Raw genomic sequence first — 26063 nt, 5'->3', positions numbered from 1 at the left:
CGGCTCTGCCGCCCCTGCGAGCCTACCGTCGGCCCGGCTCACATCATCGTTATGCGTTTGTGAGCGGATTGTTCGACGCGCGTAACGCAGCGCCGTCTGTTCCCGAAACACGGCGCCCGTAGCTTCGGTGCATCGGAAGGGGGAGCGATGACCGTTCAGCAGACGAGAGCACGGCACGTGCTCGTGGTGGGTGCGGGAATGGTGGCGCACCGGTTCGTCGACAGCCTGCTCAGCGCAGCCGAGGACGGATGCACCGTGACCGTCATCGGCGAAGAGCAGTACGCGCCGTACGACCGGGTGGGGCTCACCTCGTTCTTCGCCGGTGCGACCCCGGCGGACCTGTCGCTCGATGGCAGCGTGCTCGGTGACGAGCGCGTCACGTTCCTGAGAGGAGACCGGGTCGTCGGCATCGATCGCACCGCGCGCACCGTGCGCACGCACTCCGGTCGCGAACACGGCTACGACGCGCTCGTGCTGGCGACGGGATCGACGGCATCCCGCATCCCGGTCGAGGGCAACGACCTGCCGGGATGCTTCGTCTACCGCACGCTCGACGACGTCAGCGCGCTGAAGGAGTACGTCGCGCACCGCACCGCCCAGCTCGGCCGGCCGCTGCGCGGGGCCGTGATCGGCGGCGGCCTGCTCGGCCTGGAGGCCGCCGGCGCCCTGCAGGGACTGGATGTGGACTGCACCGTCGTGCAGTCGTCCGACCGGCTGATGTCCGCGCAGCTCGACACCGCAGGCGGCCGGATGCTGCAGCGGCTCATCGAGTCGCGCGGGATCGCCGTGCGCACCCGCAGCCGGACGTCTCGGCTGCACGCCGGCGCATCGGGTGACGTGGCGGGGCTGGAGTTCCAGGACGGCGGGCGCATGGCCGCCGACGTCGTCGTCTTCACCGTCGGGGTGCGCCCCCGCGATGAGCTCGCCCGCGAGGCGGGTCTGGGCATCCATCCCGACGGCGGCGTGCTCATCGACGAGGGATGCCGCACCGACGACCCGCACATCCTCGCGATCGGCGAGGTGGCGAGCTTCGACGGCCGCTCGGTCGGCCTGGTCGCGCCCGGTTACGCCATGGCCGAGGTGGCCGCGGCCGGACTGCTCGGCGGTACGGCATCCTTCCCCGGCTACGACGACTCGACCAAGCTGAAGCTGTCGGGCGTCGACGTCGCCAGCTTCGGCGACGCGATGGCCGAGAGCGCCGGTGCGCTGGATGTCGTGTACGCCGACCCCGTCGCGGGCGTCTACAAGAAGCTGGTGCTCTCCGATGACGCGCAGACGCTGCTGGGCGGCATCCTCGTCGGCGACGCCTCGGCGTACGGCGCGCTTCGCCCGCTGGTCGGCGCCGCGCTGGGCGGCGACCCCGCCGCGTACCTCATGCCGGCCGAGCGCGCCGAGCTGCCGACCGGCGACCTGCCCGACGAGGCGGTGGTCTGCTCGTGCTCGAACGTCACCGCCGGCCGCATCCGCCAGGCGGTGCACGAGGAGGGCTGCACCGATGCCGCCGCGGTCAAGAGCTGCACCCGCGCCGGGGCGACCTGCGGGTCGTGCGTGTTCATGGTGTCGAAGATCGTCGGCAAGGAGCTCGCCAAGACCGGCCGCACCGCATCCACCGCCCTGTGCGAGCACTTCGAGATGTCGCGCCGCCAGCTCTTCGACGCCGTCCGCGTCTCGGGACTGACCACCTTCAGCGCGATCATCGGCCGTTTCGGCCGCGGGCGCGGCTGCGACATCTGCAAGCCGGCTCTCGCCAGCATCCTGGCCGTGCTCGTCGGCGACCACGTGCTGGACGGTGAGAACGCGGCGCTGCAGGACACCAACGACCACGTCATGGCGAACATGCAGAAGGACGGCACCTATTCGGTCGTGCCTCGCATGCCCGGCGGCGAGGTCACTCCGGCGGGGCTGATCGCGATCGGGCGGATCGCCGACGACTACGGGCTGTACACGAAGGTCACCGGAGGCCAGCGCATCGACATGTTCGGTGCACGCCTCGAGCAGCTGCCCGAGATCTGGGGGCGTCTCGTCGACGCCGGCTTCGAGTCCGGTCAGGCGTACGGCAAGGCGCTGCGCACCGTGAAGTCGTGCGTGGGCTCGACCTGGTGCCGGTACGGCGTGCTCGATTCGGTGGGCATGGCGGTGCGGCTCGAGCTGCGCTACCGCGGCCTGCGGGCCCCGCACAAGCTCAAGGTCGGCGTCTCGGGCTGCGCCCGCGAGTGCGCCGAGGCGCGCGGCAAGGACGTCGGGGTGATCGCCACCGAGACCGGATGGAACATGTACGTCGGCGGCAACGGCGGCTTCTCGCCCCGTCACGCGCAGCTGCTGGCCTCGGATCTGGACGACGACGGGCTGATCCGCGCGATCGACAGGTTCTTCATGTACTACATCCGCACGGCCGACCGTCTGCAGCGCACCGCGTCGTGGTGCGAGGACCTCGAGGAAGGCCTCGACGGACTCAGGAGCGTCATCTTCGATGACAGCCTCGGCGTCTGTGCCGACCTCGACGAGGCGATGGCCCGCCATGTCGAGCGCTACGAGGACGAATGGGCCGCCACGCTGCGCGACCCCGAGAAGCTGCGGCGGTTCGGGTCGTTCGTCAACGCCGCAGACACCCCCGACCCCTCGCTCGCCTACGTGCCCGTCCGCGGACAGGTGCGTCCGGCCACCGCCGATGAGCGGTCGGCCGGGAGCGTCCTCATCGCCGGAACCACCCTGGAGGTGCGCAGATGACCATCGCAGCCGCAAACGACACCCTGTTCCGAGTCTGTTCGGTCGCCGATCTGGAGGTGGAGCGCGGCAGGGCGGCGCTGCTCGGCACCACCCAGATCGCCCTGTTCCTGCTGGCCGACGGCACGGTGCACGCCGTGTCGAACCTCGACCCGTACAGCGGCGCCCAGGTGATGTCGCGCGGCATCGTGGGCACGCGCGACGAGGCGCCCACGGTCGCCTCGCCGATGCACAAGCAGGTGTTCGACCTGCGGACTGGACTGTGCATCGCCACGCAGGGCCGTCCACCGGCGTCGCTGCGCGTGTGGCCGGTCGTCGTCCACTCCGGCGGCGTGCACATCGACCTCGAGGGGTTGCGATGACGGTCATGCTCGGCGTCTCGCTGACCGGACGCCAGGTGCTGTTCGTCGGCGGCGGCGCGGTGACAGCCCGGCGGCTGCGACGGCTGCTGGACGAGGGCGCCACCGCCCGGATCGTGGCACCGCAGCTGCATCCCGAGACCGCCGCACTCGTGACCGAGAACGGTCTCGACTGGCGGCAGCGCCCGTTCCGGCCGGCGGACCTGGCCGGGATGTGGTTGGCCCACGTCGCCACCGGCGACCCGCGCACCGACCGCCGCGTCGTCGCCCTCTGCGAGCGCCGGCGCGTACTGTGCGTGGACGCCGGCGAAGGTGCTCACGGATCTGCCCGGATGACCGCGCAGCTGGATGCCGGCGACGTCACCGTCGCGGTGGCGAGCACCCACGGCGCCGACCCCCGCCGCGCGATGGCGATCCGGGATGCCATCGGCGACCTCATCGCGACCGGAAGCCTCCCGCTGCGGCGCCGCCGGCACGGCCGCAGCGGTCGGGTGGATCTGGTCGGAGGGGGCCCGGGGCCCGCGGATCTCATGACCGTGCGCGCCCGCCGCCTCATCGCGGAGGCCGACGTCATCGTGACCGACCGGCTCGGCCCGGCCGCGGAGGTCGTCCGCGACCTCGACCCGGACGTGCCGGTGATCGATGTCGGCAAGAGCCCAGGACGGCACCCCGTGCCGCAGGAGGAGATCAACCGCCTCCTCGTCGAGCACGCCCTCGCCGGACGCCGCGTGGTGCGGCTGAAGGGAGGCGACCCGTTCGTGTTCGGCCGGGGAGGGGAGGAGATGCAGGCATGCCTGCAGGTCGGCGTGCCGGTCGAGGTGACCCCCGCTCCCTCCAGCGCCATCGCGGTGCCGCAGGCGGCCGGCATCCCGGTCACCCACCGCGGCACCGCCGCGGCCTTCCATGTCGTCAACGGGCAGGGCGATCTGCAGCCCGCCACGCTGGCGGCGCTGGCCGACCCGACGGTCACCACCGTCGTGCTGATGGGCGTGGCGGCACTTCCCGGCCTGGTGGATACGGCCCTTCGCCACGGCATCCCGCCGGAGCGACCGATGGCGTTCATCGAGAACGGGAGTCTGCCCCGTCAGCGGGCCACCCGCACCACCCTCGGAGACGCTGTGGACGATGCGCGAGCGATCGGGCTGAGCAACCCGGCGGTGATCGTGATCGGAGATGTCGCACGGGCGGAGCTGCTGCTGCCGGCAACTCCGGCGAGCGCATCGGCCGAACCACTCCTGACCGGGGCGGCGCACGCGTGACGCCCGGGCGCCTGCCCGACGCCGCCCTCACCGGATGCACGATCGTCATCGCCGCCGATCGCCGCTCCGGTGATCTCGCGTCAGCGCTCGAGCGCCGGGGCGCCACGGTGCACCGCGCGCCCGCCCTGAGCATCCTGCCCGCCGTCGACGACGAGCAGCTGCTGGCCCGCACCCGCGAACTCATCACGCGGGCGCCCGACACGGTGGTCGTCACCACCGGCGTCGGGCTGCGCGGGTGGATGGATGCCGCGGACGAGGCCGGACTGCACGAGCAGCTGGCCGGGGCGCTCTCGGATGCCCGCTTCATCGCCCGCGGGCCCAAGGCGCACGGCGCGATCCAGCAGGCCGGATTCGCTGCGGACTGGGTGGCGGAGTCCGAGACCTCGGCCGAGGTGGCCGAGCATCTGATCGCCGAAGGCGTGGCCGGGCGGCGGATCGCCGTGCAGCACCACGGCGCGGGTTCGGACGGCCTGGACGGGCTGCTCGAGCGTCACGGCGCCGATGTGGTGCCCCTGACCGTCTACCGGTGGGGCCCGCCGCCGGACCCTGCGCTCGTGCAGCGCACAGTCCGGCAGGCTGCGGCCGGTGCGGTCGACGCCGTGCTGTTCACCTCGGCACCCGGGGCTGCGGAGTGGATCCGCGTCGCCGAAGCTGACGGCGCGCTGGCGGCGCTCAGGGAGCGCGCCGAGAGCGGCCGGCTGCTGCTGGCGGCCGTCGGCCCGATCACGGCCGTGCCGCTGCAGGATGCCCGGCTGACGGTGCGGATCGCCGCCCGCGGACGGCTCGGGTCACTGGTGCGATGCGTGGTGGACCATTTCGCGTCCGGCGGATCGCCGTATGCCGCGACGGCGGCGGGTGAGATCGAGGTGCGCAGCGGGGGAGCGCTGCTGGAGGGGCGGTTCGTGCCGCTCTCACCGGTCTCGGCGAGCATCCTCGGCGCGCTGTTCGACGCCCGCGGACGCGTGCTGTCACGCGAAGAGCTGGGGCGCGTGCTGCCCCGGGGCGGGCAGAGCACGCACGCCGTCGAGATGGCCGTCGCGCGGCTGCGCGACGCGCTGGGAGACCCGGATGCCGTGAAGACCGTCATCAAGCGCGGTTACCGCCTGACCGTGGAGGACACCCCATGACGACTCTCATCGCCTGCTCGCACGGCACGGACTCGGCCGCCGGGCGCACCACCATCGCGCGTCTGGTCGCGATGGTGCGCGACCGTCTGCCCGGAGTGCGGGTCGTGCAGGCCTTCGTCGATGTCGAGAGGCCCGCGATCGCGGATGTCGTGGCGCGGGAGAGCAGTCGTGATGACGTCGTCGTTGTGCCGCTGCTGCTGTCGGCCGGGCACCACACCGCGGTCGACATCGCCCGGGCTGTGGCCGCCCACGAGGCAGCGCGTCAGGCGGAACCGCTGGGCACGCACCCGCTGATCGCACACGTGCTCGCCACGCGGCTGCGTGCGGCGACGCGGGGGGCCTGGCGCGCCGACGACCGGGTCGTGCTCGCGGCGGCCGGTTCGACCAACCCGGCTGCGGTCGCCGACATCGGCGCGGCGGCCGAGCACCTGCGCGCCCTGATCCCGGCCCCGGTGGCCGTCGGCTACGCCTCGGCCACCGAACCGCGGGTGGCGGATGCCGTGGCCCGTTCCCGTCGCAGCGGCGCGGGACGGGTGATCGCCGCGAGCCACGTGCTCGCCCCCGGCTTCTTCGCCGGGCTCGTGCATCGCGCGGGGGCCGACATCGTCTCCGCTCCGCTGGGGGCGGACCCGCGCATCGCCGAGGTGATCATCGAGCGGTTCCACGCGGCCTGAAACGCGAAGAGGGACGCGGCCGGTGGCCGCGTCCCTCTCGTGTGCATCCGGTCAGACGCCGGCCGGATGGCGCTCGGCCTCGACGCGGACGGCATCCGATGCGGTGCTCATCATCGCTGCATTGGGCTTCGGCGCCTGGGTCCTCGTGCGTCCGTGGGTGAGATACAGGGGGAGCCCCACGAACAGCAGACCGCCGAACAGGTTGCCGACCACGGTGGGGATCTCGTTCCAGATCAGGTAGTCCCACAGGGTGAAGTCGGCGCCCAGCAGCAGCCCCGAGGGGAACAGGAACATGTTGACGATCGAGTGCTCGAAGCCCATGTAGAAGAAGAGCATGATGGGCAGCCACATCGCCAGCACCTTGCCCACGATGCTGTCGGACGCCATCGCCAGGACGACTCCGGTGGAGACGAGCCAGTTGCACAGCACCCCGCGGATGAACAGGGTCAGCATCCCCGCGGCGCCGTGGTCGGCGTAGCCGACCGTGCGACCGTGACCGATCTCACCGATCGCCTGGCCGACGGCGCTGGGCTCTGCCGAGAAGCCGTAGGTGAAGTAGACCGCCATGAGCACCGCGACGAGGATCGCCCCGCCCAGGTTGCCCAGGAACACGAGGCCCCAGTTGCGGAACATGGCGCGGACGGTGGCTCCTGGCCGCCCCGCCATGACCGCGAGCGGGCCGAGCGTGAACACCCCGGTGAGCAGGTCGAAGCCGAACAGGTAGAGGATGACGAAACCGACCGGGAACAGCACGGCGCCGAGCAGCGGCTGACCGGTCTGGGTCGCGACGGTGACGGCGAAGGCGGCGCCCATGGTGAGCAGGGCGGCGCCCATGAAGGCGCGCACGACGGTGTCGCGTGCGGAGAGCTGCATTTTGCTTGCGCCGGCGTCGAGCATGCGGCTGACGAGTTCGGCGGGCTTGACGTAGGACACGGGACCTCCAGTGACGGGAGCCCGGCGGGCTCACTGAGGTCCAGCGTCGCGGCCCGGCGTTTCGGGGGATCGCGTGCGCCGTTACATCCGTGGAACGAACATCTCACGTCGCCGCCGGTGCACTGTGAGAGACGTCCCGATGCCGGGGGAGCAGGGGCGGCAGTCCGTGAGAGGGGTGTCGGCGGTCCGCACTAGCCTGGGAGGATGACCTCCGCCGCCGCCCTGCTCTCGGGACAGACGCCGCTGGCCGTGCGCATGCGGCCGGTGTCGCTCGACGAGGTGGCCGGGCAGCAGCACCTGCTGCGCGCGGGGTCGCCGATCGTCGCGCTGGCGGACCCGGATGCGAAGTCGCCGGGGGCGGTGTCGATCATCCTGTGGGGTCCGCCTGGAACCGGCAAGACCACCCTCGCGCAGGCGATCGCCCGGTCGTCCGGCCGCCGGTTCGTCGAGCTCTCGGCGATCACCGCGGGGGTGAAGGACGTGCGCGAGGTCATGCAGGAGGCGATCACCCAGCGCGACCTGTACGGGCAGACCACGATCCTCTTCCTCGACGAGATCCACCGGTTCACCAAGGCCCAGCAGGACGCACTGCTGCCGGGTGTCGAGAACGGCTGGGTCATCCTCATCGCCGCGACCACCGAGAACCCGTCGTTCTCGGTCATCTCGCCGCTGGTGTCGCGGTCGCTGCTGCTCACGCTCAAACCCCTCACCGACGAGGACATCGGCGTGCTCCTCGATCGTGCCGTCGCCGACGCGCGCGGCCTCGGCGGTGCCGTGACGGTGGCCGACGACGCACGCGCGGCGCTCATCCGGCTCGCCTCCGGCGACGGACGCCGCGCCCTGACGGGTCTGGAGGCCGCGGCCGCCGTCGCGCTGTCGCGTGCGGAGGGCGAACGCCCTGCGGGCGGCGAGGAGCAGGCCGCCGACGATGAGGCTGAGCCCGGCGATGCGCCGCCCGAGGTCACGGACGAGGATGTCGCCCAGGCCGTCGACCGCGCACTGCTGCGGTACGACAGGCAGGGCGACGAGCACTACGACGTCATCAGCGCGTTCATCAAGTCGATCCGCGGCTCCGACCCGGATGCCGCCGTGCACTACCTGGCGCGGATGATCGAGGCGGGGGAGGACCCGCGCTTCATCGCCCGCCGCCTAGTGATCTCGGCCGCGGAGGACATCGGCCTCGCCGATCCGCAGGCGCTGCTGATCGCGACCGCTGCGGCCGATGCGGTGGCCTTCATCGGGATGCCCGAGGGGCGCATACCGCTCGCGGAGGCGACCATCTACCTGGCGACCACAGCGAAGTCGAATGCGGCCTACAACGCGATCAATCAGGCCATCGCCGATGTGCGCTCCGGCGGCTTCGGGAGGGTGCCGATCCATCTGCGTGACGCGCACTACGCCGGCGCGAAGCGCCTCGGCCACGGCAAGGGCTATCGCTACCCGCACGATGCCGATGCCGGGGTGCTGGCCCAGCAGTATCTGCCCGACGAACTCGAGGGCAGGCGGTACTACAACCCGAAGGAGCTCGGCGCCGAGCGCGACGTGTCCGCACGGCTGGAGCGGATCCGCAGGATCCTCGACGGGCGCTGAGACGATCAGGCCGTGACGGACACTCTGAATACGAGGGTGCGGTGAAAACGAGGGTGCGGCGACGTCGCCGCCGGAGCGGCCAGGGCATGTCCGGAACACGATGGAGCTCATGGACTGCGGCGGCGATGCTCGCCGCCGGGATCGCCGCCGTGAGCGGCTGTGCCGGCGCACCGGGTGGTGCCGGCATCCCTCCGACGGCGACAACGCCCGACATGACAGTGCACACCTCGCTCCTGCACACCCGAACGGCGACCGTGCTCGACGCCGGAGACGGTGCGGAGCTGTGCCTGGGGATGATCGCCACCTCGCTGCCACCGCAGTGCGGAGGACCCGAGCTGGTGGGCTGGGACTGGTCGCAGTGGAGCGGTGCATACGAGGACGTGGCCGGGGTGCGCTGGGGAGAGTTCGTACTCACAGGCGTATACGACGCCACCGTCTTCGCATTCACGCCGTCGACGGTGAAGCCGTGGGACGCGAGCACGGCGCAGCAGCCGGAGGATCCGTCGCTGCCGGACTTCACGACCCCGTGCGATGCCCCCGAAGGGGGCTGGCGGGTGCTCGACCCCGCACGCACCACCATCGAGGCGATGGACCGCGCGTTCCAGCACGCCGCACAGCTGGACGGTTACGCCGCGTCGTGGGTGGATCGCGCCCGGGTGCCGGTATCGGGGCCGGGCGCATCGCCGGAAGAACAGCTGGAGGCGACGGCGGTGCAGCCCGAACTGACGATCGTCAACGTCACCGTCGTCGGCGACCGCGCCGCGGCGGAGGAGAGTCTGCGAGAGATCTGGGGCGGGATGCTGTGCGTCACCACAGCCCAGCGCACCGAGGCGGAGCTGCAGCGGATCGTCGACGAGCTCCTCCCGCGGACTGAGGACATCCGCATGCTGAGCGTGGTGAACGACGGGATGAGCGGGACGGTGGTGCTCGACGTGGTTCACGACGACGGCGCGCTCCAGGCCGAGATGGATGAGCGCTACGGCGAGGGCGTGGTCGAGGTGGTGTCGGCGCTGACCCCGGTGGACTGATCGCACGGGTGGGCTGAGCACCCGTCGGCTCCGCACATGCGGCTCTGATAGCATTGAGCGGCTCGAAACAGAGTTTTCGGGCATCCCTCCGCTCCTGGAACACTTCCCGACGCGCCCCGGCGTGCGCTGCGGGAAGGCGGATGCGAGGCGATACGTCCGTGAGGCGCGAAAGACGCGTCCACGTCATGGAAGGAACACTTCGTGGTCACGAAGTCCCAGGACCGCCGCAAGGTCCGTCTCAGCCGCGCGCTGGGTATCCCGCTCACCCCGAAGGCCGCCCGCTACCTCGAGAAGCGTCCCTACGCCCCGGGTGAGCACGGCCGCACCAAGCGCAAGGCCGACAGCGACTACGCCGTCCGTCTGCGCGAGAAGCAGCGTCTGCGCGAGCAGTACGGCATCCGCGAGAAGCAGCTGCGCATCGCGTTCAACGAGGCCCGCCGCAAGGACGGCCTGACCGGTGAGAACCTCGTCGAGCTGCTCGAGATGCGTCTCGACGCCCTCGTGCTGCGTGCAGGCTTCGCCCGCACCACAGCGCAGGCCCGCCAGCTGGTCGTGCACCGTCACATCCTCGTCGACGGTCAGCTCGTCGACCGCCCGTCGTTCCGCGTGAAGCCGGGTCAGCTCATCCACGTCAAGGCCAAGTCCGAGGCTCTCGAGCCGTTCCAGGTCGCAGCCGCCGGCGGTCACGCCGACGTCCTGCCCCCGGTCCCGGGCTACCTCGAGGTCGAGCTCGACAAGCTGCAGGCCCGCCTGGTCCGTCGTCCCAAGCGCGCCGAGGTCCCCGTGACCTGTGAGGTGCAGCTGGTCGTCGAGTACTACGCGGCTCGCTGATATCAGCATCCCGGGCTCTCAGGAGCCCAAGGCGGGAGGCGTCGGGGAACACCCGGCGCCTCTCGTCGTCTCACCCGGTGTTTCCGCATACGATGGGAAGACCGCGTCCAGCGGAAAGACGAGGATGACGACATGAAGAACATGCTGTGGTTCCTGATCGGCGTGATCGGCGGGTTCGTCGCTGCGCACTTCATGAACAAGGACCCTCGCGGCCAGGAGGTGCTCGCGGACATCGACGCGCGCATCTCCGAGTTCACCGCGATCCTCGGCGACTCCTACCGCCAGCAGGAGGCGCGGCTGTCGGATCCCGCCGACGACTGACCGACTTCCCTCCCTCTGCCGCCCCGCGACCGCGGGGTCGGCCCCTTGAGCAAGGACATCTACGAGCACTATGAGAACTGCGGAGATCGCGCAGCGCTACCTCGATTACTTCGAGAAGAACGACCACGTCATCGTCCCGTCCGCCTCGCTGGTCAGTGACGACCCGTCACTGCTGTTCACCGTGGCCGGCATGGTGCCGATGATCCCGTACCTGACGGGTGTGGTCCCCGCGCCGCATCCCCGCATCGCCGACCTGCAGAAGTGCATCCGCACCAACGACATCGAAGAGGTCGGACGCACCGCCCGCCACGGCACGTTCTTCCAGATGCTCGGCAACTGGTCGTTCGGCGACTACTTCAAGGAGGGGGCGATCCGCTATGCGTGGGAGCTGCTGACCTCCTCCGAGTCCGACGGCGGTCTCGGCTTCGACGAGAAGGACCTGTGGGTCACGGTCTACGAGACCGATGACGAGGCCGAGGCCATCTGGCGTGACGTCATCGGCCTCAAGCCCGAGCGCATCCAGCGCCTCGGACGCGCCGACAACTACTGGAACACCGGTCAGCCCGGCCCCGGCGGACCCGACTCCGAGATCTTCTTCGACCGCGGTCCCGCCTACGGAAAGGACGGCGGACCCGCCGTCGACGACACGCGCTTCCTGGAGATCTGGAACCTCGTGTTCATGCAGGACTTCATCGAGAACATCCGCGGCAAGACCGAGTTCGACATCATCGGCGAGCTGCCGATGAAGAACATCGACACCGGCATGGGCCTCGAGCGCGTCGCCTTCCTCAAGCAGGGCGTCGAGAACATGTACGAGACCGACCAGGTGCGCCCCGTGCTCGACCGCGCCGTCGAGCTCTCCGGCCGGCCCTACGGCGCCGTGCACGAGGACGACGTGCGCTTCCGCGTGATCGCCGACCACGTGCGTTCCTCGCTCATGCTGCTCTCCGACGGCGTGCGTCCCTCCAACGAGGGCCGCGGCTACATCCTGCGGCGCCTGATGCGCCGCAGCGTGCGCGCCATGCGCCTGCTGGGCGTCGACGAGCCGGTCTTCCCCGAGCTGTTCGCCGCCTCGCGCGATGCGATGAAGGCGTCGTACCCCGAGCTCGAGACCGAGTGGAGCACGTTGTCCTCCGCCGCGTTCGCGGAGGAGGAGACCTTCCGCCGCACGCTCGCACAGGGATCGACGATCCTCGACCTCGCGCTGGATGAGACCAGGAGGTCGGGCGGGTCCACGCTCAGCGGCCCCGAGGCGTTCCTGCTGCACGACACCTACGGCTTCCCGATCGACCTCACCCTCGAGGTCGCCGAGGAAGCCGGGCTCGACGTCGACCGCGCCGCCTTCGACTCGCTGATGCAGCAGCAGCGCGAGCGCGCCAAGGCCGACGCCCGCAACCGCAAGCGCCAGCTCGCCGACGTCTCGGTCTACCGCCAGTTCCGCGCACTCGGCGAGACCGGCTTCGCCGGCTACACCGAACTGCAGACCGAGTCGCGCGTGCTCGGCCTCATCGTCGACGGCGTGCCGGCGCAGACGGCATCCGAGGGCCAGGTCGCCGAGGTGATCCTCGCCGAGACGACGCTGTACGCCGAGTCGGGCGGACAGATCGCCGACAAGGGCACCATCGTCGGCACCGGCTTCGAGCTCGACGTGCTCGACGTGCAGCGCCCGGTGCCCGGACTCATCAGTCACACCGTGCACGTCGCATCGGGAAGCGTGTCGGTCGACGACCGTGCCACCACCGTCGTGGATGCCGCGAATCGCCGCGCCGCACGCCAGGCCCACTCGGCCACGCACCTCGTGCACGCCGCTCTGCGCGACACGCTCGGCAAGACGGCCACGCAGGCGGGGTCGCTGAACCGCGCCGGCTACATGCGATTCGACTTCAGCTGGTCGCAGCCGCTGTCGGCCGAGACCCGCAGCGAGATCGAGGACATCACCAACCGCGCCATCACCGAGGCACTCGAGGTGACGACCCGCATCGTCTCGCTGGACGAGGCCAAGGAAGCCGGCGCCATGGCGCTGTTCGGCGAGAAGTACGGCGACGTCGTGCGCATGGTCGACATCGGCGGACCCTGGTCACGCGAGCTCTGCGCGGGCACGCACGTGTCCACCAGCTCCGAGATCGGGCTGGTCAGCGTCGTCGGCGAGTCGTCCGTCGGTGCGTCCAACCGCCGCATCGAGGCACTCGTCGGCCAGGACGCCTTCCGCGAGCTCGCCGCAGAGCGCACCGTCGTCTCACAGCTGTCGGCCGCGCTGAAGGCGCCGCGCGATCAGCTCGCCGCCCGCATCGACGAGCTTCAGGCGAACCTCAAGGCCGCCGAGAAGCGCATCTCGCAGTTCGAGGCCAAGGAGCGCGAGGGCCGGGTCCCCGCCCTCGCCGAGGCCGCACAGCAGGCCGGCTCGCACCGTGTCGTGGCGACCTCGCTCGGCGAGATCGGCTCGGCCGACGACGTCCGCCCACTCGCGCTGAGCGTGCGTGAACGTCTCGGATCCGACGACGCCGTCGTCGCGCTCGGCGGCGTCGCGAACGGCCGTCCGGTCGTGGTCGTGGCCACCAACGACGCCGCGCGCGCCGCGGGAGCGAAGGCCGGTGCGCTGGTGCGCATCGCGGCCGGCATCCTCGGCGGTGGCGGCGGTGGCAAGGACGACGTCGCGCAGGGCGGCGGCACCGACGCCTCGGCACTGGATGCCGCACTGTCGGCCATCGTGGCGGAGCTCTCGGCAGCGTGACGGGCTTCCGTCGCGGCATCCGTCTCGGCATCGACGTCGGCAAGGCGCGCGTCGGGGTCTCCCGTTGCGACCCCGACGGGATGCTGGCCGTACCGGTCGAGACGGTGCCGCGTTCGGAATCGTCGATCCAGCGGATCGCCGAGCTCGCGCAGGAGTGGGAGCCGATCGAATTCGTCGTGGGTCTGCCGGTGAACATGCGGGGCGACGAGACGCCCTCGACCGTCGACGCGCGTGACTTCGCCGCGGAGCTCGCCGCGCGCACGCGCATCCCCGTGCGCCTGGTGGACGAGCGGCTCAGCACGGTGACAGCGCATGCCGCGCTGCGCTCCTCGGGCAGATCCCAGAGGAATTCTCGTAGCATTGTCGACCAGGTGGCGGCGGTCGTGCTCCTGCAGCACGCGGTCGACACCGAGAAGAGCACCGGGCGCCCTGCCGGTGCATTGATCGATCTCGATGAGGAGCCCGTCCGAGATGCCTGACGCTGACGATTCCCCGCAGCAGCCGGATCTCGGCGACCTGTTCGACAACCTCCCCACGGCGTCGTCGTCGCTGCCGGGGCGCGAGGAGCGCTCCGAGGCCGCGCCGGGCTCCCGGCGTGCCATGCGAGAGGCCAGGGCCGCCGCCGAGTCCGGTTCCGCGGTGCCCGGTTCCGCGGCGCCCGGTGACGCGGATGCTGACGCCGTGGCCGCCGATGAGACGGACACGGGCTTCGCCCCCGTCTCCGCACGGACAGACGATCCCTCCGCACGGACAGGCGACGTCGCACGCGCAGGCGACGACTCCGCGCGGACAGGCGACGTCGCACGCGCAGGCGACGTCGCCCGCGCAGGCGACGACGATGCAGGTCGTGCCGACGACGGCGAGGACGTCCGGACCCGGATCGCGCCCATCGTGGCGGCCGGCGCGCCGCCGGCCAGGGGCGTGACGCCCGCCGCGGCGACTCCGCCCGCGGAGGACGCGCCGGAGGCGCCCGCAGACGACCCGGGCTCGCTCGACGCGCTCTTCGCCCCCGAGAAGCACCGCGACGTGCCGAAGAAGAAGCGCGGCCGCGGCTGCCTGGTCGGCCTGATCATCCTCCTGGTGGTCGCGGGAGGAATCGCCGCCGGAGGCGCCTGGGTGATGAACACCTACGGCGACAAGATCAACGAGATCATGGGCTGGGGTGAGCCGAAGGACTACGAGGCCGGCCAGGCGACCGGCGAGGCCCTGATCACCATCAAGCAGGGCGACACCGGATCGCCCGTCTCCACCGCGCTGTTCGAGGCCGGTGTGACCAAGACCGACCGGGTCTTCTACGAGTACCTGCTCAAGGAGAGCCCGAGCGCGACGTTCTATCCCGGCGTGTACAAGCTGCAGAAGAAGATGACCGCCGCCGCGGCGCTCGAGGCGCTGGACAACCCCGAGAACCGGATGGAGAACACCGTCCGCATCGCCGAGGGCGGCACCGTCGAATCGTCGCTGCCGCGGATCGTCGACGGCGTCGGCATCCCGCTGGAGGACCTGCAGGCGGCCGTCGCCGACCCGTCGGTGTACGGGGTGCAGGCGCAGAGCCTCGAGGGCTGGCTGTTCCCGGCCGTCTACACATTCGACCCGGGGGCGACCGCCCAGGACGTCATCACGCGCATGGTCGAGCGCACCCGCGAGTCGCTGGACAAGGCCGGAGTGCCGGATGCCGAGGCGCAGCGCGTGCTCACCATCGCCTCGATCATCGAGCGCGAAGCCCGTACGCCCGACTTCTCGAAGGTCTCGCGGGTGATCCAGAACCGTCTGGACGACGGCATGATGCTGCAGATGGACTCGACCGCGCAGTACGGCTTCGGCGAGCTGCACGCAGGCAAGGCCAGCACGTCGGCCGAAGCGCAGCACGACGACAACCCGTGGAACACGTACGTGATCACCGGCCTCCCTGCCACCCCGATCGCGAGTGCGGGCGACGCGGCCATCGAGGCTGCGATGCATCCCGCCGACGGCCCCTGGCTGTACTTCGTGACGATCAACATGAGCACGGGCGAGACGCAGTTCTCCGAGACCTACGCCGAGCACCAGCGTGGCATCGAGAAGATGCAGGCGTGGTGCAGGGCGAACCCCGGCACGGGCTGCTGAGGTGGCCGGCCGCACGAACCTGGCCGTCTGGGGCGATCCGATCGGGCACAGCCGCTCGCCTGCACTGCACCGGGCCGCGTACCGGGAGCTGGGGCTCGACTGGCAGTACGACCGCCGCAGGGTCGACGCGGGGGAGTTCGCCACGGCGCTCGGGACGCTCGATGAGAGCTGGCGTGGGCTGTCGCTGACGATGCCGCTGAAGGAGGTCGCCCACGCGGCCGCCGACGAGCTCGATGCGCACGCCCGGCTCACCGGCGCGGTCAACACGCTGCTGCTGGGAGATCGGAGGCGCGGCTTCAACACCGACGTCGGCGGCATCGTCGACGCGTTCACCGATGTCGGCGTCAGCCGCCTCGAGTCGGTCCGCATCCTGGGCGCCGGCGCGACCGCGGCATCCGCTCTCGTCGCCGCGCACGATCTCGGCGCCCGGCGCGTCGAGGTGCGCGCCCGGCGCCCCGAGGCGGCGGAGCGCCTGCGGCGCATCGCCGGTGAGCTGGGTGCCGAGCTCACGGTGACCGCCTTCGACGAGCCCACGTCGGGTGTCGACGCGACCATCGCGACGCTGCCGACCGGCACTGTGCTCGATCCGGCGCTCGCGGTGCCGCTGGCGGCATCCGGCGGCATCCTGTTCGAGGCGGCGTACGCGCCGTGGCCGTCGGCGCTGGCTGCCGGGTGGCCGGGGCACCCCGTGATCTCGGGGTTCGAGATGCTGCTGCACCAGGCCGTGCGGCAGGTGCGCATCTTCCTCACCGGCTCGCAGGATCAGGCACTTCCGCGCGAGGACGTCATCGTGTCCGTCATGCGGTCGGCGGCCATGGGAGACTAGAGCAATGCTCCGCGTGCTCACGGCCGGCGAATCGCACGGCCCCGAACTCATCGCCGTCATGGAGGGCCTTCCCTCCGGTGTCACCGTCACCGCCGAGGCCATCCAGGCGGATCTGCAGCGACGCAAGCTCGGCTATGGGCGCGGCTCCCGGATGAAGTTCGAGCAGGACGAGCTCACCATCTCGGGCGGCGTGCGCCACGGACTCAGCATGGGCAGCCCGATCGCCCTGCGCATCGGCAACACCGAGTGGCCGAAGTGGACCGAGGTCATGAACCCCGCGCCTGCCGAGCTGACCGACAAGTCGCGCGGTCGCGGCGCGGCGCTCACCCGCCCCCGCCCCGGACACGCCGACCTGGTCGGCATGCAGAAGTACGACTTCGACGAGGCCCGCCCGATCCTCGAGCGCGCCAGCGCTCGTGAGACGGCAGCACGTGTGGCCCTGGGCGCCGTCGCCCGCGCTTTCCTCTCCGAGCTCGGCATTCGCCTCGTCAGCCACACGCTTTCCATCGGACCTGTGCGGGTGCCGGACGGCTCGCCGCTGCCGACCCCCGACGATGTCGACGCGCTGGATGCCGATCCGCTGCGCTGCTTCGATGCCGCCACCTCCGCGCTGATGGTCGACGAGGTCGACTCCGCGCGCAAGGACGGCGACACGCTCGGCGGCATCGTCGAGGTGCTCGCCTACGGCCTGCCGCCCGGAGTCGGCTCGCACGTGCACTGGGACCGGCGTCTGGACGGGCGTCTTGCGCAGGCGCTCATGAGCATCCAGGCCATCAAGGGCGTCGAGGTCGGCGACGGCTTCGAGACCACCCGTCGCCGAGGCTCGGCCGCGCACGACGAGCTCTTCGCGGCCGGGGACGGCATCACCCGCTCGTCCGACCGCGCCGGCGGCACCGAGGGCGGGATGACCACCGGTACCGTGCTGCGCGTCCGCGCAGGCATGAAGCCGATCGCGACCGTCCCGCGTGCGCTGCGCACGATCGACGTCTCCTCCGGCGAGGCAGCCACCGCGCACCACCAGCGCTCCGACGTGTGCGCCGTGCCCGCCGCGGGCGTGGTCGCCGAGGCGATGGTCGCCATCGAACTGGCGAACTCGCTGCTGGAGAAGTTCGGCGGCGACAGCATCCGCGAGACCCGCCGCAACCTCGAGGGCTACCTGGCGGCGATCCCCGCGGCGCTGCGCACGGCTCCCGCCTCGGAGGCGGCACTGCTCGCCCATGATGAGCTCTCCTGAGCGGGCCGACAGGCCGCTGACCGTCGTCCTCGTCGGCCCGATGGCCGCCGGCAAGACCAGTGTCGGGCGGAAGGTGGCGCGGCTGCTCGAGGTGCCGTTCATCGACACCGACAAGCGGATCGTCGCGGCCCATGGCCCGATCCCGCAGATCTTCGCCGAGCACGGCGAGACCCGATTCCGTGAGCTGGAGCGAGAAGCGGTCGCCACGGCCGTCGCCGAGGGCGGGGTCGTCTCGCTCGGCGGCGGTGCGGTGACGGATGCCGGCACGCGGGCGCTGCTCGCGCAGCATCCGGTCGTCTTCCTGACGGTCGGCGAAGCCGCCGTGGCACGCCGCATCAGCGGCGCCGGCCGGCCGCTGCTGGAGGGTCAGGGCGATCCCATCGACCGCTGGCGCACGCTGTTCGCCGAGCGCCGCGGCTGGTACGAAGAGGTCGCCGATCTGACGATCGACACGTCGCGCCGGCCGATGCGGACACTGGCGGAGGAGATCGCCGCATGGAGGAAGGAACAGCAATGAGCACCACGACCATCAGCGTCACCGGACAGGCCGCATACGACATCACTATCGGGCGCGACATCCTCGACCAGGTCGTGGCGGCGCTCGACCCGGCGGTGCGCAAGGTGCTCGTCGTCCACCCGCCGACGATGGCGATCCGCGCGGCCGAGCTGCGCGATCGCCTGATGGCCGGCGACGGTCTCGAGGTGCTGCTGGCGGAGATCCCGGATGCCGAGGCGGGCAAGCGCATCGAGGTCGCGGCGTTCTGCTGGCAGGTCATGGGGCAGGCGGACTTCACCCGCACGGATGCCGTGATCGGCTACGGCGGCGGTTCGGTCACCGACGTCGCAGGCTTCGTCGCGGCCACGTGGCTGCGGGGCGTGCAGGTCGTCCAGGTGCCCACCACCGTGCTGGGGCTGGTCGATGCCGCCGTCGGCGGGAAGACCGGCGTGAACACCGCCGAGGGCAAGAACCTCGTCGGCGCCTTCTGGGCACCGCGCGCCGTGATCGGCGACCTGGACGAGCTGGGCAGCCTGAGCGCCAACGAGGCGACCGCCGGCTACGCCGAGGTCGTGAAGGCCGGTTTCATCTGGGCGCCCGAGATCCTCGACATCATCGAGGCCGACCCGCAGCGCGCCGTCGACACGTCCACCGACGAGTTCCGCCGCACGGTGGAGCTCGCGATCGACATGAAGGCGCGGGTCGTCTCCGACGACTTCCGCGAGGCGGGCCAGCGCGAGATCCTCAACTACGGTCACACGCTGGGTCACGCGATCGAGCATGCCGAGCGCTACCAGTGGCGGCACGGGGCGGCGATCTCTATCGGGATGATGTACGCGGCCGAACTGTCACGGCTGGCGGGACGCCTCTCGGACGAGGCGGCCGAGCGGCACCGCACGGTGCTGGAGAGCCTCGGCCTGCCGACCACGTACCGCGCCGGGGCGTGGAACACGCTGCTGGCGACGATGCAGCGCGACAAGAAGACCCGCGGCGGGATGCTGCGCTTCATCGTGCTCGACGACATCGCCAAGCCCACGGTGCTGCAGGCGCCCGATGAGTCGCTGCTGTTCGCGGCGTATCAGGAGGTGGCCGGCTGAGATCCGGACTGATATGGTCCGGTCATGCGCGCACGAGGCTGGTCGGCGGGCGGTCTGATGATCGCCCTGCTCGCGATGACCGCGTGCGCCGGGTCGCTCGACTCGTCGGAGGGCGGGTTCGGTCTCGGTGAGCTGTCGGCCGAGGACAGCGCCGAGGTGTTCGCATCCGCCGGAGTGGCGCCTGAGCCGATGAACGGGCAGCTGCGCGTGCAGGACAACGGCTGCTTCACCTGGTCGGGGGAGCAGGCGGATGGCGCGTGGATCGTCTGGCCGGAATCCGCTAGTCTCGACGGTGAGAACGGCGGCCAGGTGATGCTCGACGGTGGCGAGCGGGTGGGCGACGGATCGCCGCTGCGCGGGGCTGGCGCGGTGGTCGCGCTGGAGGATCTGCCGGGTGGCTCGAACCCCGACTCGTACTTCGCGTCGTTCGGCGGGTACTGCGGGGCGGATGCCGCGGGGGTCGTCGTGTTCACCGAGGTGGCGTCTTCGCGCTGAGCGGGCGTCTTCTCGCTGAGCATGCGAGAGCGGCGCTGGTAATGTGCGAATCGTGTCTGAACCTCGTCGCCTCCTGCTCGTGAACGGCCCCAACCTCAACCTGCTCGGTACGCGGGAGCCGGCGGTGTACGGCCCCGCGACGCTCGCGGACGTCGAGAAGCTGACCGCCGAGGTGGCTGCGGCCCTCGGGTACGAGGTGCGGGCGCTGCAGAGCAACCACGAGGGCGTCCTCATCGACGCGGTGCACGCCGCCCGAGAGGACTGCGCCGGGATCATCATCAACCCGGGTGGGCTCACGCACACCTCCGTGGCGCTGCGCGACGCGCTCACCGGTGTCGGGATGCCGTTCGCCGAGGTGCACATCTCGGACGTCTACGCGCGCGAGAAGTTCCGCCATTTCTCGTACCTCGACGACGTCGCCGCGGTGCGCGTGGTCGGCAAGGGCATCGACGGCTACGCCGATGCCGTGCGGGAGCTGGTCGCGCTGCTCGACGGATGACGTCGACGCCGGAATCGGCGGATCACTTCGACGTCGTACCGTCGGAGTCGAACGGCACCGCAGTACTGCTGCTGGCCGGATCCAGCGGACGGATTGAGAGTGCGCGTGCCGAACTGCTGGCGACGACCGGTGCACGCGTGCGCGCCATGCGCTGGTTCGGCGGTGCGGGTCAGCGCCCATCCCCGCACGAGGTTCCGATCGAGCTCTTCGCCGAGCAGATCGAGGTGCTGCGTCGCGAGGCGGATCGGATCGTGCTGTTCGGCACGTCATTCGGCGCGGAGGCTGTGCTGGTCACGGCCAGCAGATACGCCGTGGATGGGGTCATCGCCGTCGCACCGTCGTCGGTGGTGTGGGCCGGGGCGGATGCCGGATCCTGGTCTTCGCACTGGACGCACGGGGGAGAGGCGCTGCCGTACGTGGCGTTCGACCCGTCCTGGGTACCGGACTCCGACCCGCACACTGCTTCGGCCGCCCGCTCAGCCACTGCTTGAAGACGGGTCGATTGTGTCACCGCCGACGATCGAGGCCTGTTCGACGGGTACCGGTTCGCCTGCAAGCAGGTGCACAGGGACGGTGACGAACACCTTGGTCTGCACTGCGGTCTCGGTTCCCACTCCGCGCAGCCAGGCGCTGAACAGATCCGCACGGATCTGGTCGCGGGTGCGCTCTTCTCCTCTTAGCGCTCGCGCCGCGCGCGAGCGCAACCGGTCGTTGAGCGAAATCGGCGGAGCCGAGAGAGTCGAAACGGGGTGTGCTTGGCCGTCGCGCTCAGGCGGCGCATGGCCGCGACCGCCTCGTGCGTGGGCATCAGCGTGCCGAGCCAGGACATCCCGTCGCCCGCGGGGGAGCAGACGACCTTCCGATCTGCCATCGCACGCGTGTGGCGGCGCGCCGCGGAGTCGCCGGTGATGCGGTCGACGAGCTTCTTCGCCTTCTGCCGCAGCACAGCGCTCGAGCAGGTGAGGACCCAGTCGTGGGCGGCCTCGTCCAGCTGCGCGAGCGCCCTGGCCTCGGCATCCCGGATCTCCTGCGGCGCATCCACCGGGGAGGCGAGCGGCCCTGCCGCACTGACGACGACACCCACGCTGTACACGGACGCGAAGCCGTCCTCGGCTCGCTGCCACAGCAGGGGAAGATCGCGGCGAGCGGTCTGCGGGAAGCCGTCTGGCTGCAGGACAGAACCGGTCTCCTCGTCGACGATCATAGGTCCAGTGTAGAACAAAGCTTCGAACGCCGCAACAGTCGAACCCTTGAAATCGGCCGAACCGGGGCATCCGATAGAATCGATGCTCGGCCACTTCTCCGCGCGCATCCGCGCCCCGGCCTCGAACCTTCGAAACGAACGGACCCGCACCAGCATGGCATCCACCGCAGACATCAAGAACGGCGTCGTCATCAAGATCGACGGACAGCTCTGGAGCGTCGTGGAGTTCCAGCACGTCAAGCCGGGCAAGGGTGGCGCGTTCGTGCGCACCAAGCTCAAGAACGTCGTGACGGGCAAGTCGGTCGACAAGACCTACAACGCGGGAACCAAGATCGAGATCGAGAACGTCGACCGCCGCGACTTCACCTACCTGTACACCGATGGTGACAGCTACGTGTTCATGGATGTCGAGGACTACGACCAGCTCACCGTGTCGGACACCGTCGTGGGCGACGCCAAGAACTACATGCTCGAGAACCAGCAGGTTCAGATCGCGCTGAACAACGGCACCCCGCTCTACATCGAGCTGCCCGCCTCGGTCGTGCTCGAGGTCACCTACACCGAGCCCGGCCTGCAGGGCGACCGCTCCTCGGCCGGCACCAAGCCCGCCACCCTCGAGACCGGCTACGAGATCCAGGTGCCGCTGTTCCTCGAGCAGGGCACGAAGGTCAAGGTCGACACCCGGACGGGCGACTACCTCGGCCGCGTCAACGACTGACCGTTGAGCGCCCGCACCAAGGCGCGCAAGCGCGCCCTCGACATCCTCTTCTCCGCCGATGTGCGCGGAGAGGAGGTCTCCGTCGCACTGGCGGCGGCCGCCGCGCGCGCCGCGAGCGAGCCCTCCCGCCAGGCCTCGTGGCTGTACGCCCGCGACATCGTCGACGGCATCATCGACCACAACTCCGAGATCGACGAGCAGATCACGACCCACAGTCGCGACTGGAAGATCGAGCGGATGCCCGCCGTCGACCGCGCCCTGCTGCGCATCGGCACGTGGGAGATCCTGTTCAACGACGAGGTCCCGACCGCAGTCGCCATCGACGAGGCCGTCGAGCTCGCCAAGGAGCTCTCGACCGAGGACTCCGGTGCCTTCGTGCACGGCGTCCTCGCCCGCATCGACCGCGCGAAGTGAGCGGCATCCGCCCCTGACCGGCCTCGTGCCGGCAGGGGATGTCGGACGCCCGCGACAGGATGGACGAATGAGCATCCCCCGCCCCAGCGTGCAGCAGCTGCGTACGCTGGCGGGGGAGGGCGGCTACCAGCGCGGCCTGGACTACGCCCGACGCGGACGCGTGCTGCGCACGACGTGGGATGCCGAGAGCGAGACGCTGAGGGCCGATGTGTTCGGCAGCGATCAGGCGCCGTACCGCTGCCGCATCCGCTTCCGCGGCCGTGAGATCGCCGGCACGGGATGCAGCTGCCCGATGCAGCGCGCCTGCAAGCACGTCGTCGCCGCCCTGCTCATCGCCCCGCACAGCGATGCGGCCGAGCAGGCCGAGGCCGTTCAGCGCCGCAGCGCACAGCGCGCCGCGTGGCGGCGGCTCGTCCCCGATGCGCCGCAGGTCCGGCCCGCGGCATCCCTCGCCCTGGGCATCGAACTGCGGGTGCGTCCCAGCCGTGCCGAAGACCGCTGGGGCGCGGCGCCGGCGCGCACGGTCACCCCGCGGCAGCTCGCGGCGGCGCACGGTGAGGTCCAGCTCGCGGTGCGGCCGCTGATACGCAGCGATTCGACGGGGAAGTGGATCCAGGGGGATGCGAGCTGGGACGCCGTCCGCCGTCCCGGCCCGCGGTTCGCCGCTGAGCAGGTGCGCTGGTTCACCGATTTCCTCGCGATCGCGCGTGACTCCCTGCTCTCGGGAACCGCGACCGAGTGGATCCCGCTCGACCGGGTCGAATCGCCCCTGCTGTGGGGGCAGCTGCGCGCCCTGGCCGGCGCCGGAATCCCGATCGTCGCCGCGCAGAAGCACACGCGCGTGAGGCTGGCGGAGGAAGCCGCGGCAGGACTGCGGATCGAGCCGGCAGACGACGGCGGGCTCCTGATCGGCGCCGACGTCAGCATCGACGGCGTCGCCGTGCCCGCGGCATCCGTGCGCCCGATCGGATCGACCGGCATCTACCGCTGGGAGCTCGTCGGCACCGAGATCGACGTGGTGCTGGCTCCGGTGACGCTGCCGGCTCCGGTGCGCGCCGCCCTCATGGCCGCCGAGGTCATCGATGTGCCTGCTGACGACCGCGACGACTTCCTCGCCGAGGCGTATCCGGTGATCGCCCGGCAGGCGACCGTTGTCGCGGCATCCGGCCTTCGCCTGCCCGCCCCGGTGCGGCCGGAACCCGTCCTGCGCGTCACCTTCGGCGCGTCCGACCGGCTCGAGCACCGGTTCGAGTGGGAGTACGCCGGTCACGGCAGCGTGCCGCTTGCGGACGGCGCGCCGGTGCCTGCGGGGCATCCGTTCCGCGATCCGGATGCCGAGCGCGCCGAGTGCCGCGAACTGGAGAGGCTCTGGGCCTCCGCGACCGATGTCCCGTTCGAGCCGCGCGGAGTGCGGGTGGGAGTCGCGACGGCAGAATGGGCTGTCACGGTGCTGCCCGTCTTCGAGGACAGCGACGTGCGCGTGGTGATCACGGGGCGTCGGAAGAAGTACCGGGAGCTCTCCGGCACGCCCGAGATCTCGGTCTCGACCGTGGAGTCCACCAGCCCCGACTGGTTCGACCTGGGCATCATCGTCACCATCGACGGCACCGCCATCCCGTTCACCCCGCTGTTCACGGCGCTGAGCATGCGGCGCACCAAGATGGTGCTCGTCGACGGCAGCTACTTCTCGCTGGCGCATCCCGCTCTGCAGGCCCTCCGCGACCTTCTCGACGAGGCGGCGGACCTCGCGGAATGGGAGACGGGACCACGGATCAGCCGGCATCAGACGGCGCTGTGGGCAGACTTCGAGGATCTCGCAGACCAGTCCGAGCCGGCGGTCTCGTGGCGGGCCCTGGCAGAGGGACTGCGCGACGTGGAGCAGGTGCCCGCGAGTGCGGCGCCGACCGGGCTTCACGCCACACTGCGTCCGTACCAGAAGCTCGGCTTCGACTGGCTCGCGTTCCTCTGGCAGCACGGGCTGGGCGGCATCCTCGCCGATGACATGGGCCTCGGCAAGACGCTGCAGCTGCTCTCGCTCATCGCCCACGCGCGGGAGACAGGGGAGACGCGGCCGTTCCTCGTCGTCGCGCCGACCTCGGTGCTCGGCACCTGGCGCGGTGAGGCAGCCCGGTTCACACCGGGACTGCGGGTGCGGGTGATCGAGGGAACCGCGGCGCGGCGCGACGGGCGGATCGCGGATGCCGTGGCAGATGCCGACGTCATCGTCACCTCGTACACCTTGCTGCGCCTGGACGAGGACGAGTACGCCGATGTCGAGTGGGCCGGGGTCATCCTCGATGAGGCGCAGTTCGCGAAGAACCCGGCGACCAGGGCGCACCGCGCCATCGCAGCGCTGAAGGCACGCGTGAAGATCGCCGTCACCGGCACGCCGCTGGAGAACAGCCTCACCGACCTGTGGGCGCTGTTCTCGCTCACCGCTCCCGGGCTGTTCCCGTCGGCACGGCGGTTCCGCGAGGAGTACGTGCAGCCGATCGAGCAGGGCAAAGTGCCCGAGAACGAGGAGGGCGGCGACTACCGCCGGCGGCGGCTGGAGCGGCTGCGGCGCCGCATCCGTCCGCTCATGCTGCGGCGCACCAAGGAGCTCGTCGCCGCCGAGCTGCCCGAGAAGCAGGTGCAGGAGGTGCTGGTCGAACTGTCACCCGCGCACCGCGCCCGCTACGACGCCGTGCTGCAGCGCGAGCGACAGAAGCTGCTCGGGCTGCTGACCGATCTCGACCGCAACCGATTCACGGTGTTCCGGTCGCTGACCATGCTGCGCCTGCTGGCGCTGTCGCCCGGGCTCATCGATGCCGCCGATTCCGCGATCGCCTCCAGCAAACTCGATGTGCTGCTCGAGCACGTCCGCGAGCTGCAGGCGGAGGGGCACCGCGCGCTGGTGTTCAGCCAGTTCACGAGCTTCCTCGATCTCGCGGCCGAGCGGCTCACCGCCGATGGCATCGCGCATGTCCATCTGGACGGCTCGACGCGTGACCGCGAGCAGGTCATCGCGTCGTTCCGGCAGGGCGATCAGCCCGTGTTCCTCATCAGCCTGAAGGCGGGTGGCTTCGGACTCACCCTGACCGAGGCCGACTACGTGTTCCTGCTCGACCCGTGGTGGAACCCCGCGGCCGAGGCGCAGGCCATCGACCGCACGCACCGCATCGGCCAGACGAGCCGGGTGTTCGTGTACCGGCTCATCGCCGCGGGCACGATCGAGGAGAAGGTGCTCGCGCTGCAGCAGCGCAAGGCCAGGCTGTTCACCGCGGTGATGGACGACGAGGCGCTGTTCTCGCAGGCGCTCACCGCCGACGACATCCGCGGACTGCTCGAGACCTGAGTCTGCCGCGCCCGGGCGCCCCAGCGGTGCACAGGGTCGGCTCGTTAGACTCGAGGCTGTCCA

The 26063-nt window shown here is 70.9% G+C and carries 24 protein-coding genes; 22 read left to right on the top strand and 2 right to left on the bottom strand.

The genetic code is table 11. From position 1 onward, the window contains the following. Positions 1 to 147 precede the first annotated feature (147 nt). The 5 genes from nirB to H7694_RS07730 are packed head-to-tail and all read left to right on the top strand — an operon-like array spanning position 148 to position 6143. Entirely contained in the window at positions 148 to 2727 is a 2580-nt protein-coding gene (nirB, locus tag H7694_RS07750) for a nitrite reductase large subunit NirB (protein WP_193598924.1), read from the top strand. Continuing rightward, on the top strand, positions 2724 to 3086 hold the full coding sequence (nirD, locus tag H7694_RS07745; RefSeq protein ID WP_193598923.1) for a nitrite reductase small subunit NirD: 363 nt from the start codon (positions 2724 to 2726) through the stop codon (positions 3084 to 3086). Before nirB ends, nirD begins: the two co-directional genes overlap by 4 nt. Further along, positions 3083 to 4342 (top strand): uroporphyrinogen-III C-methyltransferase, encoded by a 1260-nt coding sequence (gene cobA / locus H7694_RS07740; RefSeq protein WP_193598922.1) that lies wholly within the window; start codon positions 3083 to 3085, stop codon positions 4340 to 4342. Before nirD ends, cobA begins: the two co-directional genes overlap by 4 nt. Then, on the top strand, positions 4339 to 5469 hold the full coding sequence (locus H7694_RS07735; RefSeq protein WP_227468343.1) for a uroporphyrinogen-III synthase: 1131 nt from the start codon (positions 4339 to 4341) through the stop codon (positions 5467 to 5469). Before cobA ends, H7694_RS07735 begins: the two co-directional genes overlap by 4 nt. Next, positions 5466 to 6143 (top strand): sirohydrochlorin chelatase, encoded by a 678-nt coding sequence (locus H7694_RS07730; protein ID WP_193598921.1) that lies wholly within the window; start codon positions 5466 to 5468, stop codon positions 6141 to 6143. The genes H7694_RS07735 and H7694_RS07730 overlap by 4 nt, the downstream gene beginning before the upstream one ends. A 51-nt stretch (positions 6144 to 6194) precedes the next feature. Here the strand turns inward: H7694_RS07730 and H7694_RS07725 are convergent, their stop codons facing one another. Further along, a complete protein-coding gene (locus H7694_RS07725; protein WP_193598920.1) occupies positions 6195 to 7076 on the bottom strand; it encodes a formate/nitrite transporter family protein in 882 nt (293 codons plus the stop codon). A gap of 204 nt (positions 7077 to 7280) precedes the next feature. Between H7694_RS07725 and H7694_RS07720 the strand changes: the two genes are divergently transcribed. From H7694_RS07720 to H7694_RS07655, 14 genes are all read left to right on the top strand, one after another. Then, positions 7281 to 8666 (top strand): replication-associated recombination protein A, encoded by a 1386-nt coding sequence (locus H7694_RS07720; protein WP_193598919.1) that lies wholly within the window; start codon positions 7281 to 7283, stop codon positions 8664 to 8666. Between the two features lie 212 nt (positions 8667 to 8878). Beyond that, positions 8879 to 9694, top strand: coding sequence for a hypothetical protein (locus tag H7694_RS07715; protein ID WP_193598918.1), 816 nt, complete (start codon positions 8879 to 8881; stop codon positions 9692 to 9694). 201 nt (positions 9695 to 9895) lie between these two features. Continuing rightward, entirely contained in the window at positions 9896 to 10525 is a 630-nt protein-coding gene (gene rpsD, locus H7694_RS07710) for a 30S ribosomal protein S4 (protein ID WP_193598917.1), read from the top strand. A 132-nt stretch (positions 10526 to 10657) separates the two neighbouring features. Continuing rightward, the gene (locus tag H7694_RS07705; protein ID WP_193598916.1) at positions 10658 to 10846 is read left to right on the top strand and encodes a hypothetical protein; all 189 of its coding nucleotides are present in this window, start codon (positions 10658 to 10660) and stop codon (positions 10844 to 10846) included. A 70-nt stretch (positions 10847 to 10916) separates the two neighbouring features. Then, the gene (alaS, locus tag H7694_RS07700; protein WP_193598915.1) at positions 10917 to 13577 is read left to right on the top strand and encodes an alanine--tRNA ligase; all 2661 of its coding nucleotides are present in this window, start codon (positions 10917 to 10919) and stop codon (positions 13575 to 13577) included. After that, positions 13574 to 14056 (top strand): Holliday junction resolvase RuvX, encoded by a 483-nt coding sequence (gene ruvX / locus H7694_RS07695; protein ID WP_193598914.1) that lies wholly within the window; start codon positions 13574 to 13576, stop codon positions 14054 to 14056. Before alaS ends, ruvX begins: the two co-directional genes overlap by 4 nt. Beyond that, positions 14049 to 15680, top strand: a complete 1632-nt coding sequence (gene mltG / locus H7694_RS07690) for an endolytic transglycosylase MltG (RefSeq protein WP_227468342.1) — start codon at positions 14049 to 14051, stop codon at positions 15678 to 15680. Before ruvX ends, mltG begins: the two co-directional genes overlap by 8 nt. Position 15681: 1 nt before the next feature. Beyond that, positions 15682 to 16506 (top strand): shikimate dehydrogenase family protein, encoded by an 825-nt coding sequence (locus tag H7694_RS07685; protein ID WP_193598913.1) that lies wholly within the window; start codon positions 15682 to 15684, stop codon positions 16504 to 16506. A 4-nt stretch (positions 16507 to 16510) separates the two neighbouring features. Further along, positions 16511 to 17740: a chorismate synthase gene (aroC, locus tag H7694_RS07680; RefSeq protein ID WP_193598912.1), complete on the top strand. Its 1230-nt coding sequence runs from the start codon at positions 16511 to 16513 to the stop codon at positions 17738 to 17740. Further along, positions 17727 to 18257 carry a shikimate kinase gene (locus H7694_RS07675; protein ID WP_193599127.1) on the top strand — a complete coding sequence of 177 codons (531 nt, stop codon included), beginning with the start codon at positions 17727 to 17729 and terminating at the stop codon, positions 18255 to 18257. Before aroC ends, H7694_RS07675 begins: the two co-directional genes overlap by 14 nt. Next, a complete protein-coding gene (aroB, locus tag H7694_RS07670) occupies positions 18254 to 19333 on the top strand; it encodes a 3-dehydroquinate synthase (RefSeq protein WP_193598911.1) in 1080 nt (359 codons plus the stop codon). The genes H7694_RS07675 and aroB overlap by 4 nt, the downstream gene beginning before the upstream one ends. A gap of 24 nt (positions 19334 to 19357) precedes the next feature. Next, positions 19358 to 19828 carry a hypothetical protein gene (locus H7694_RS07665; RefSeq protein ID WP_193598910.1) on the top strand — a complete coding sequence of 157 codons (471 nt, stop codon included), beginning with the start codon at positions 19358 to 19360 and terminating at the stop codon, positions 19826 to 19828. 52 nt (positions 19829 to 19880) lie between these two features. Next, positions 19881 to 20327 carry a type II 3-dehydroquinate dehydratase gene (locus tag H7694_RS07660; protein ID WP_193598909.1) on the top strand — a complete coding sequence of 149 codons (447 nt, stop codon included), beginning with the start codon at positions 19881 to 19883 and terminating at the stop codon, positions 20325 to 20327. Next, entirely contained in the window at positions 20324 to 20818 is a 495-nt protein-coding gene (locus H7694_RS07655) for a hypothetical protein (RefSeq protein WP_193598908.1), read from the top strand. Before H7694_RS07660 ends, H7694_RS07655 begins: the two co-directional genes overlap by 4 nt. A 185-nt stretch (positions 20819 to 21003) precedes the next feature. On the opposite strand, the gene H7694_RS07650 is transcribed toward H7694_RS07655, so the two are convergent. Beyond that, positions 21004 to 21687 carry a hypothetical protein gene (locus tag H7694_RS07650; RefSeq protein WP_413782940.1) on the bottom strand — a complete coding sequence of 228 codons (684 nt, stop codon included), beginning with the start codon at positions 21685 to 21687 and terminating at the stop codon, positions 21004 to 21006. On the opposite strand from H7694_RS07650, the gene efp reads away from it, so the two are divergent. The 3 genes from efp (at position 21686) to H7694_RS07635 (ending at position 26000) form a co-directional block, all read left to right on the top strand. After that, positions 21686 to 22249, top strand: a complete 564-nt coding sequence (gene efp, locus H7694_RS07645; protein WP_193598906.1) for an elongation factor P — start codon at positions 21686 to 21688, stop codon at positions 22247 to 22249. The genes H7694_RS07650 and efp overlap by 2 nt on opposite strands. A gap of 3 nt (positions 22250 to 22252) precedes the next feature. Further along, positions 22253 to 22663: a transcription antitermination factor NusB gene (nusB, locus tag H7694_RS07640; protein WP_193598905.1), complete on the top strand. Its 411-nt coding sequence runs from the start codon at positions 22253 to 22255 to the stop codon at positions 22661 to 22663. 67 nt (positions 22664 to 22730) lie between these two features. Next, a complete protein-coding gene (locus H7694_RS07635) occupies positions 22731 to 26000 on the top strand; it encodes a DEAD/DEAH box helicase (protein WP_193598904.1) in 3270 nt (1089 codons plus the stop codon). The last annotated feature ends 63 nt before the right edge of the window (positions 26001 to 26063 follow it).

Source organism: Microbacterium sp. YJN-G, from assembly GCF_015040615.1.
In the GTDB taxonomy this organism is placed as follows: Bacteria; Actinomycetota; Actinomycetes; order Actinomycetales; family Microbacteriaceae; genus Microbacterium.
This window is presented reverse-complemented; position numbering and strand designations above follow the sequence as displayed.

Coding starts and splice junctions, on each gene's coding strand:
- nirB (WP_193598924.1), top strand. CDS start 148: ATGACCGTTCAGCAGACGAGAGCACGGCACGTGCTCGTGGTGGGTGCG.
- nirD (WP_193598923.1), top strand. CDS start 2,724: ATGACCATCGCAGCCGCAAACGACACCCTGTTCCGAGTCTGTTCGGTC.
- cobA (WP_193598922.1), top strand. CDS start 3,083: ATGACGGTCATGCTCGGCGTCTCGCTGACCGGACGCCAGGTGCTGTTC.
- H7694_RS07730 (WP_193598921.1), top strand. CDS start 5,466: ATGACGACTCTCATCGCCTGCTCGCACGGCACGGACTCGGCCGCCGGG.
- H7694_RS07720 (WP_193598919.1), top strand. CDS start 7,281: ATGACCTCCGCCGCCGCCCTGCTCTCGGGACAGACGCCGCTGGCCGTG.
- H7694_RS07715 (WP_193598918.1), top strand. CDS start 8,879: ATGACAGTGCACACCTCGCTCCTGCACACCCGAACGGCGACCGTGCTC.
- H7694_RS07705 (WP_193598916.1), top strand. CDS start 10,658: ATGAAGAACATGCTGTGGTTCCTGATCGGCGTGATCGGCGGGTTCGTC.
- alaS (WP_193598915.1), top strand. CDS start 10,917: ATGAGAACTGCGGAGATCGCGCAGCGCTACCTCGATTACTTCGAGAAG.
- mltG (WP_227468342.1), top strand. CDS start 14,049: ATGCCTGACGCTGACGATTCCCCGCAGCAGCCGGATCTCGGCGACCTG.
- aroC (WP_193598912.1), top strand. CDS start 16,511: ATGCTCCGCGTGCTCACGGCCGGCGAATCGCACGGCCCCGAACTCATC.
- H7694_RS07675 (WP_193599127.1), top strand. CDS start 17,727: ATGAGCTCTCCTGAGCGGGCCGACAGGCCGCTGACCGTCGTCCTCGTC.
- aroB (WP_193598911.1), top strand. CDS start 18,254: ATGAGCACCACGACCATCAGCGTCACCGGACAGGCCGCATACGACATC.
- H7694_RS07665 (WP_193598910.1), top strand. CDS start 19,358: ATGCGCGCACGAGGCTGGTCGGCGGGCGGTCTGATGATCGCCCTGCTC.
- H7694_RS07655 (WP_193598908.1), top strand. CDS start 20,324: ATGACGTCGACGCCGGAATCGGCGGATCACTTCGACGTCGTACCGTCG.
- efp (WP_193598906.1), top strand. CDS start 21,686: ATGGCATCCACCGCAGACATCAAGAACGGCGTCGTCATCAAGATCGAC.
- H7694_RS07650 (WP_413782940.1), bottom strand. CDS start 21,687: ATGCTGGTGCGGGTCCGTTCGTTTCGAAGGTTCGAGGCCGGGGCGCGG.
- H7694_RS07635 (WP_193598904.1), top strand. CDS start 22,731: ATGAGCATCCCCCGCCCCAGCGTGCAGCAGCTGCGTACGCTGGCGGGG.